The organism is Acinetobacter sp. YH01022 (assembly GCF_013420235.1).
Classification (GTDB): Bacteria; Pseudomonadota; Gammaproteobacteria; order Pseudomonadales; family Moraxellaceae; genus Acinetobacter.
Genome location: NZ_VOYP01000113.1, coordinates 1 through 1,074, shown reverse-complemented (window position 1 = coordinate 1,074; position 1,074 = coordinate 1). Strand labels below are relative to the sequence as shown.

At 39.2% G+C, this 1,074-nt stretch carries 1 protein-coding gene; it reads right to left on the bottom strand.

Translation table 11 applies throughout. The features are described from left to right. Nucleotides 1-7: 7 nt before the first annotated feature. Nucleotides 8-970 (bottom strand): IS30-like element IS18 family transposase, encoded by a 963-nt coding sequence (locus FTT87_RS16295; RefSeq protein ID WP_125279924.1) that lies wholly within the window; start codon nt 968-970, stop codon nt 8-10. Nucleotides 971-1,074 lie beyond the last annotated feature (104 nt).

The window sequence follows — 1,074 nt, the reverse complement described above, 5'->3', positions numbered from 1 at the left end:
GGCGGATTCAAGCGGCAAGTGCAACAGTATAAAAACCAGCCATAACTTCACTCGGTGTATACCAACCTAGTGTTTTTCTAGGACGATGGTTGAGTGCAAATTCTATCTGCTCTATTTGTTCGTTTGACACGCCATCAAACGATGATGATTTTGGCAGATATTGACGGATTAAACCATTCGTATTTTCATTTCTAGCTCGCTGAATAGACTTGTAAGGATCAGCAAAATACGTCTCTATGCCAGCATCAGTAATTCTTTTGTGTTCGGAAAATTCTTTGCCATTATCAAATGTCACACTATAAGCATGGCTCATTTGTAAACGATCTAATGCACAAGTAATCGTTTGAGAGGATGCTCTTGTTGGCCCTAAATGAACAATATGTACATACAGGCTCTTTCGATCAACGAGAGTCAATAAAGCACCTTTATGATGTTTACCAATCACCGTGTCACCTTCGAAATCTCCTAAACGTTGTCGTTGATCAATGACCTGGTCTCGGCAGTGAATACTTGTTTTATCAATGATTTGACCCCTACGATCCGTGTTTTTGTAACCGCGTTTTCGATATTTCTTCTGATGCCTTAAATGTAGATGAAGTTTACCGCCTTTTGATTTATCTTGATAAATGTACTGGTAAATCCACTCATGTGAAGGTACATCCAGCCAACCGCGTTGTGTTAAAGCACCTGAAATTTGTTCGGGTGACCAGTCCAAACCAATCAAATAATCAATATAAGCGAAGGCAAATGCTGTCATTGATGATGAAGGACGGTACCGTCTTTGACTTGCAAATTTAGCTGCCTGTTGAGCTCTATATCCACGTTGCCCAGTATTTCTTTTTAATTCACGGTAGATGGTTGATCGTGAACGTCCTAATTCCCGAGCAAGGGTAGCGATTGAACTTTTACTTTTCAAAGTAGCATAAATTTCGTATCTTTCATCTTGAGAAAGTTGGGTGTATTTCTTCATTGTGTGCTTTCCAATTGCGAGTTGAAAAAGTCTAATGATTCTATGAATACACCTAACTTTTTCAACTAACTACAAATGTGTTGCACTTGGGATTTGAATCTGCG